Raw genomic sequence first — 6,000 nt, 5'->3', positions numbered from 1 at the left:
GTCTCCGAAGTCCGCCACAGCAGCGAATCCATCGCCACCGGCGCTTCCCAGATCGCCACCGGCAACGCCGACCTCAGCCAGCGCACCGAGGAGCAGGCCTCCAACCTCCAGCAGACCGCCGCCTCCATGGAGGAGATGGCCTCCACCGTCAAGCAGAACGCCGACACCGTGCGCACCGCCTCCCAGCTCGCCTCCTCGGCCTCCGCCACCGCCGCGCGCGGCGGCGACGTCGTGGGCAACGTCGTGCGCACCATGGAGGACATCACCGCCTCCTCCCGCAAGATCGGCGACATCATCGGCGTCATCGACTCCATCGCCTTCCAGACCAACATCCTCGCGCTCAACGCCGCCGTCGAGGCCGCACGCGCCGGCGAGCAGGGCCGGGGCTTCGCCGTCGTCGCCGGCGAGGTGCGCACCCTCGCGCAGCGCTCCGCACAGGCCGCCAAGGAGATCAAGGCCCTCATCGGCGAGAGCGTCTCCAAGGTCGAGACCGGCTCGCAGCTCGTGGGCGAGGCCGGCACCACCATGGGAGAGATCGTCGAGCAGGCCCGCCGCGTCGCCGACCTCATCGCCGAGATCGGAGCGGCCACCCACGAGCAGGAGCAGGGCATCTCCCAGGTGAGCGACGCCGTCAACCAGCTCGACCAGGTCACCCAGCAGAACGCCGCGCTCGTGGAGGAATCCGCCGCCGCCGCCGACAGCCTCAACTCCCAGGCCGCGCGCCTCGTGCAGCTCGTCAGCGTCTTCCAGGTCGATGCCAGTGCCTCCCAGGCCGTCATCGCACAGGCGCAGTCGCGCAGCCGCGATACCGCCCGCGCCGCCTCCGCCGCGCTGCAGCATGCCAGGGCACCGGCTGCCGCGCAGCGCACGGCTCCCGGCATCGCCGCCGCACCGGCAAAGCCCGCCCGGGCATCTGCGCCGGCCGCCACCCGCCCGGCACTCGCTCCTGCCCAGCAGCCGGCCGCTCCCGCCCCCGCCAGGGCCGCCGGGTCCGGCAACGACGACTGGGAAACCTTCTGACGGACAGCCCGGCTCAGGGGCGCAGCCAGACCTGCATGCGCGGGTAAGGCTCGCCTCCCAGCGCCGCGGCCTGCGCGGGCGACAGCGCCATGCCCGCCGCGGCGAGCCCCGCCAGGCCGAGGTACACCCCCATGCCGAAGGTCAAGCGCAGGCTCTGCGCCTGCCCGTGGTAGCCGCCATCGTGGAACAGCACGGCGGCATCCAGCCCGAGGTGGCAGGAGGCGGCCCAGGCCCAGGCCGTGGCCTCGATCTCGCCGCCGTGCTCCACGGCCGGCAGATCCTGCAGCGCGTCGTCCATGCCTGCGCGCAGCGCGGCGGGCACCACCGCCAGATGGCCCGCTTCGTGCAGCAGGTCGCCCGGCCACGTCAGCCGCGCACGGTCCACGCAGAGGCCGCCGCGCTCGATGCGCACGCCGGGCAGGAAGGAGCCGTCCGGCAGCGGCGCCTCGCGCACCGGCAGGCCGATGCCGCGCAGGAAATCCATGATGCGCCGCGCCAGCGCGGCGCCCTCTTCGTCCCGCATCACCGGTCCAGCAATTGCGCCACGCGCGCCCGCAGCAGTTCGGGCTGCACCGCCTCCGCCGGCACGGGTGCTCCCACGTCCAGCCCCACGCGGTTGAACAGGCCGCGGCGGAACGGGCGCGCCATGGCGGTGCCGTCCACCCGGCTGAAGAACGAGCCCCAGAGGTTGCTGAGCGCCATCGGCACCACCGGAGGCCGCACGCCTTCGGCCGCCGCGCGCTCCAGGATCTTCATGATCCCGCCCTTGAAGGGCTGCAGCTGACCGTCGCGGGTGATGCCGCCCTCCGGGAAGATGGCCAGCAGGTCGCCACCCCGCAGCACCTGCGCCGCGCGCTCGAAGGCGGCCTCGTAAATGGCGGCGTCCTCCTTCTGGGGAGCGATGGGGATCGCCTTGGCGAGCCGGAACAGCCAGCCCAGCACGGGCACGCGGAAGATGCGGTGGTCCATCACGAAATAGATCGGGCGGGGGCTCGCGGCCATGAGCAGCACGGCATCGACGAAGCTCACGTGGTTGCAGACCAGCACCGCCGCGCCCTGCGCGGGGATGTGCGCGTCGCCCCGCACGCGGAAGCGGTACACCAGCCGCGACAGCACCCAGGCCACGAAGCGCAGCAGGTATTCCGGCACGATCAGGAAGATGTAGCCGGCCACCAGGGCATTGGCGATGCCGGTGAAGAGGAACACCTGCGGCACGCTCCAGCCGGCCGACAGCAGCGCCCCGGCGATCACCGAGCTGGCGATCATGAAGAGCGCGTTGAGGATGTTGTTGGCCGCGATGATGCGCGCGCGGTGCGTGGGCTGGCTGCGCATCTGGATGAGCGCGTACATCGGCACGCTGTAGAGGCCGGCGAACAGCGACAGCAGCAGCAGATCGGCCATCACGCGCCAGTGCGCGGGCTGCGCCAGGAACGCGCCCAGGCCCATCGCGGGCACCGCCGGCAGGCCGCGCGAGGCGAAGTACAGGTCGATGGCGAACACGCTCATGCCGATGGCGCCCAGGGGCACGAGGCCGACCTCCACCTGCCGGCGCGAGAGCACCTCGCACAGCAGCGAACCGATGCCGATGCCCACGGAGAACACGACCAGCAGCAGAGAGGCCACGTGCTCGTCGCCGTGCAGCACCTCCTTGGCGAAGCTGGGGAACTGCGAGAGGAACACCGCCCCGAAGAACCACATCCAGCTGATGCCCAGCAGGGAGCGGAACACCACCGGATTGCCGTGCGCCAGCTTCAGGTTGCGCCAGGTCTCGCTGACCGGGTTCCAGTTGATGACAAGGCCCGGATCGGTGGCCGGCGCGCTCGGAATGAACTGCGCCGTTGCCCGCCCCGCGAGCGCGACGAGCACGCAGGCGGCCGCCACCCAGGCATGGCCCACGCCGGGCACGGCCACCAGCAGCCCGCCGGCGACCTGCCCCAGCAGGATGGCGACGAAGGTGCCCATCTCCACCATGCCGTTGCCGCCCGTGAGCTCGCGCTCGGACAGCACCTGCGGCAGGTAGGCGAACTTCACCGGGCCGAACAGCGTGGAGTGCAGACCCATGAGGAAGGTGCAGCCCAGCAGCACCACGGGGCTGGCTGCCAGGAAGCCCCAGGCCGCCACCAGCATGATGGCGATCTCCAGGTTCTTCACGACGCGGATCATGCGCGTCTTGTCGATCTTGTCCGTCAGTTGGCCCGACGTGGCGGAAAACAGCAGGAACGGCAGGATGAAGAGCGCGCCGATCACCAGCCCCGCCATGGACGGCGGCATCCACGACACGCTCAGTTGGTAGGTGACCATCACGGTGAAGGCGAACTTGAAGAGGTTGTCGTTCGCCGCCCCCGCGAACTGCGTCCAGAAGAACGGAGCGAACCGCCGCTGGCGCAGCAGCGCGAACTGGTTGGGATGGCTCTCGTGCCCGCCGCCCGAAGGGAGGGCGGCCTCCGTGGCCGCCATGCGGGTCTGTTCCTGGCTCATGCCGTGCTCCTGGGGAGTGTGTGGAAATCGCGTCATTTCGACTTCGCGCCGGCGGGCATTGTGCCTTCGCGGCGGCCGCGCCAGGGCGTGCCGCGCTCGCAGCGCGCGAAATACCGGCCCGGCGCCAGCGCCGCCAGCAGCGGCCAGGCCGCCATCGCCGCGGCCAGGTGCTTGAGGCTGTGGCCGGACACCAGGTGCCCCGTGGCGGCGAACACCGCCGCATCGCCGGCCTCCAGCAGTTTCGCCAGGCCGTACCAGCCGATCACCGCGGCCAGGGAGACGCCCAGCCGCCCCGGCAGCGGCGCGCGCCCGGCCCGCCGGCACCGCCATGCGTCGGCCGCCAGGGCCAGCAGGAGCAGCATGCCGCCGCCCTGCAGCACCGCCCAGGGCCAGAGGTCGCCGGTGATGCCCCAGGTGCGCAGCGCGGCCGCGCCGCCGGCCAGCACCGTGGCGCACACGAGAGCGGCGGCCCGCGCGCCGATGCGCTCGTCCACCGCGAGCGCCAGCATGCCGGCGAACGCCACGAGCATGCCGGCGCGGTCCGCCAGCAGCGTGATGCCGTGGGGCTGCCAGTGGTAGAGCGCCGAGCCTCCGGCGGTCAGCAGCAGCCCCGCGAAGAACAGGCCCGCCGCCGCGGCGCCGGCCGCCCGCAGCGCCCCTTCGCGCACCCGGGCCGCCAGCCGCGCCAGCCCGAAAACTCCCATCAGCGCGAACGGCAGGTTGGTGAGCACGTCCATCGCATGCGGCAGGCCCCAGAGCGTGCGCTGGTCGGCATAGGCATGCGCCTGCGGCCCGGGCGGAACGACAGGGCCCGCCAGGGCCAGCGCCACGCCGGCCAGCAGGGCGGCGCAGAGCACGCCTTCGCGGCGGGACAGCGGCAGGGACGCGGTGCGGGAAGAGGATGCGGGAGGGTGCATGGCAGGTGCGTGCAGTGGATGTGCCGGTCAGTCTCGCGCCGCGCCCGGCCTTCAGCATCGCCCAGCGCCACCAGAACTGCCGCCGGCCACCCGCAGTATCCATAATCGATACCCATGAGCACCACCGCCGACCTCGTCGCTGCCCTCAAGAAGGAACTCAAGGCCGCGCACATGACGTATGCCGACCTCGCCCAGGCCCTCGGCATGGCCGAATCCAGCGTCAAGCGCATGCTGGCGCGCGGCGACATGCCGCTGTCGCGCATCGACGCCATCTGCCGCGCGCTGCGGCTGGATTTCGCCGACCTCGCGCGCCGCGTGGCCGACAGCCAGCCCCTGCTCGACCAGCTCTCGCTGGAACAGGAGCGCGCGGTGGTGGCCGACAAGAAGCTGCTGCTCATGGCCATCTGCGTGCTGAGCCAGTGGACGCTGGAGCAGATCCTCGGCACCTACCGGCTCTCGGACGCCGAAGGCGTCAAATACCTCGCGCAGCTCGACCGCATCGGCATCATCGAGCTGCGCCCGCTCAACCGCTACCGGCTCAAGCTCGCCAAGACCTTCCGCTGGCGCGCACATGGTCCGGTGATGCACTACTTCCGCGACCATGCCCTGCTCGATTACTTCTCGGGCGGCTTCGACGGCCCGGGCGAAGGCGTGCTGATGGTGCACGGCGCCATTGGCCGCAGCCTCGCGCCCGCCTTCCAGGAGCGCCTGCAGCGCGTGGCGCACGACTTCGCGCAGCAGCACCTCGCCGACCAGCGGCTGCCCGAGCGCGACCGCGAGGGCTACACCGTGCTGCTGGCGATGCGGCGCTGGGAGTTCGAGGCCTTCACCGCGATGCGGCGCTGAAGGCACGCAGTTCACAGCGTCTCGCTGTGCACGTGCACCACCCGCCCGACGAGCCGCGCCGAGGGTGCGGTCAATTGCTTGCGCGGAAACCGCAGCGCGTTCTCCGCGGCCAGCCACCATGCGCCGCTGTCGCGCACCACCCGCCGCACCAGGCAGGCGCCCTCGTAGTCCACCACGAACACCTGCCCGTCGGCCGGCGAGGGATCGCGGGTATCCACCGCCACCACATCCCCGGGATGCAATGACGGCTGCATGCTGTCGTCGCCCACCGCGATCGCGATCAGGTCGCGCGCACGCAGGCTGCGGCGCTCCAGCCACTCGTGGGTGAGCGCGAGGGTGCGCATGCCGCCGTCCGCCGTGCAGGCGGGCTCGGCGCCCTGCCGCTCGCCCAGGTCCTGCTGGCGCCGCACCTCCAGCACCAGCACGGCGTCCCGGCCCGCGCCGGCCTCCGCGTCCGGATAGGCCGGGTCCCGCTCCCCCGCCTGCAGGGGCGGCTCCCCGTCCGTCTGGAACCACGCGCGCATGCCGCGCAGCGTCTCGATCGCCCGCACCGTCTTGTCCGACACCGCCCGCGAACCCGACAGCATCTGCCGCACGAAAGCCCCGTCGCGGTACCCCAGCAGCCGCCCGAACGCAGTCACGTTACCCGCCGTGAGGTGGTTGATCGCCTCATCCAGGCGCTGGCGCCGGTACAGTTGCAACGCGGTTTCGTCCATGGGCCGGAAAGTAGCACACGCTA

Annotated in this window: 6 protein-coding genes; 2 read left to right on the top strand and 4 right to left on the bottom strand. The window is 72.0% G+C overall.

Annotation, left to right across the window (positions count from 1 at the left end; genetic code table 11):
- Positions 1-1,020 (top strand): methyl-accepting chemotaxis protein (locus BLR99_RS18935; RefSeq protein ID WP_233427244.1); only part of this gene is annotated, 1,020 nt, incomplete at its 5' end.
- A 13-nt stretch (positions 1,021-1,033) separates the two neighbouring features.
- On the opposite strand, the gene BLR99_RS18930 is transcribed toward BLR99_RS18935, so the two are convergent.
- Genes BLR99_RS18930 through BLR99_RS18920 form a run of 3 tightly spaced genes read right to left on the bottom strand, consistent with a single transcriptional unit; the run spans position 1,034 to position 4,415 of the window.
- Positions 1,034-1,543 carry a hypothetical protein gene (locus BLR99_RS18930; RefSeq protein ID WP_011797503.1) on the bottom strand — a complete coding sequence of 170 codons (510 nt, stop codon included), beginning with the start codon at positions 1,541-1,543 and terminating at the stop codon, positions 1,034-1,036.
- Positions 1,543-3,477, bottom strand: a complete 1,935-nt coding sequence (locus BLR99_RS18925; RefSeq protein ID WP_048857405.1) for an MFS transporter — start codon at positions 3,475-3,477, stop codon at positions 1,543-1,545. Before BLR99_RS18925 ends, BLR99_RS18930 begins: the two co-directional genes overlap by 1 nt.
- Before the next feature lie 53 nt (positions 3,478-3,530).
- A complete protein-coding gene (locus BLR99_RS18920) occupies positions 3,531-4,415 on the bottom strand; it encodes a hypothetical protein (protein ID WP_048857399.1) in 885 nt (294 codons plus the stop codon).
- A 114-nt stretch (positions 4,416-4,529) separates the two neighbouring features.
- Between BLR99_RS18920 and BLR99_RS18915 the strand changes: the two genes are divergently transcribed.
- Positions 4,530-5,261 (top strand): helix-turn-helix domain-containing protein, encoded by a 732-nt coding sequence (locus tag BLR99_RS18915; RefSeq protein WP_011797506.1) that lies wholly within the window; start codon positions 4,530-4,532, stop codon positions 5,259-5,261.
- Positions 5,262-5,272: 11 nt separating this feature from the next.
- Here the strand turns inward: BLR99_RS18915 and BLR99_RS18910 are convergent, their stop codons facing one another.
- Positions 5,273-5,977: a S24 family peptidase gene (locus BLR99_RS18910; protein ID WP_074687438.1), complete on the bottom strand. Its 705-nt coding sequence runs from the start codon at positions 5,975-5,977 to the stop codon at positions 5,273-5,275.
- Between the last annotated feature and the right edge of the window lie 23 nt (positions 5,978-6,000).

It is taken from the genome of Paracidovorax citrulli, from assembly GCF_900100305.1.
Classification (GTDB): Bacteria; Pseudomonadota; Gammaproteobacteria; order Burkholderiales; family Burkholderiaceae_C; genus Paracidovorax; species Paracidovorax citrulli.
Note: the sequence above shows the minus strand (reverse complement) of the source record. Positions and strands in the feature narration are given on the sequence as shown.

Excerpts from the sequence above, each read along its gene's own strand:
- BLR99_RS18930 (WP_011797503.1), bottom strand. The coding sequence starts at position 1,543 with ATGCGGGACGAAGAGGGCGCCGCGCTGGCGCGGCGCATCATGGATTTC.
- BLR99_RS18925 (WP_048857405.1), bottom strand. The coding sequence starts at position 3,477 with ATGGCGGCCACGGAGGCCGCCCTCCCTTCGGGCGGCGGGCACGAGAGC.
- BLR99_RS18920 (WP_048857399.1), bottom strand. The coding sequence starts at position 4,415 with ATGCACCCTCCCGCATCCTCTTCCCGCACCGCGTCCCTGCCGCTGTCC.
- BLR99_RS18915 (WP_011797506.1), top strand. The coding sequence starts at position 4,530 with ATGAGCACCACCGCCGACCTCGTCGCTGCCCTCAAGAAGGAACTCAAG.
- BLR99_RS18910 (WP_074687438.1), bottom strand. The coding sequence starts at position 5,977 with ATGGACGAAACCGCGTTGCAACTGTACCGGCGCCAGCGCCTGGATGAG.